Here is a 577-nt window from a genome sequence, read left to right as displayed (position 1 = left end):
TTGTAGGGCACGTGCAGCAGGTCGGTGCCGGTAGCTGCCTTGAAGATCTCGGCGGACAAATGCGGCGAGCCGCCGCTGCCCGAACTGGCATAGGTCAGCTTGCCGGGCTGCGCCTTGGCCAGCGCCACCAGCTCCCTCGGGTTCCTGGCCGGCAGCTTGGGCGTCACCACCAGGGCAAAGGGCAACTCCGCCATCAGGCTGACCGGCACGAAGGCCGCCGGGTCGTAGCTGAGTTTCTTGTAGAGCGTGGGGTTGATGGATTGCGTGCCGACATTGCCGGCCACCAGCGTGTAGCCATCGGGCTTGGCGCGCGACACGATGTCCAGCCCGACGTTGCCGGCCGCGCCGGGGCGGTTGTCCACCAGTACCGGCTGGCCCCACAACTGCGAGAGCCGCAGCGCCACCAGGCGGGTGCCCACATCCGTGCCGCCGCCGGGGGCGAACGGCAGGATGATCGGGTCACCGGCCTGGGCCGGCCAGGCGGCGTCCGGGCTGGGCATGCACGGCGGGCGCGATGGCGCCCAGGGCGAGCGCGATCCATGCCGCGCGGCGGCCAAGCGTGAAGGTGTTGCGTGAG

At 70.7% G+C, this 577-nt stretch carries 1 protein-coding gene; it reads right to left on the bottom strand.

Features of this window, described 5'->3' with window-relative positions; all coding sequences use genetic code 11:
• A partial coding sequence (locus OR16_RS38745; protein ID WP_006164872.1) for a Bug family tripartite tricarboxylate transporter substrate binding protein occupies positions 1 to 500 on the bottom strand: 500 nt, incomplete at its 3' end.
• Between the last annotated feature and the right edge of the window lie 77 nt (positions 501 to 577).

The organism is Cupriavidus basilensis OR16 (assembly GCF_000243095.1).
Taxonomy (GTDB): domain Bacteria; phylum Pseudomonadota; class Gammaproteobacteria; order Burkholderiales; family Burkholderiaceae; genus Cupriavidus; species Cupriavidus basilensis_D.
Note: the sequence above shows the minus strand (reverse complement) of the source record. Positions and strands in the feature narration are given on the sequence as shown.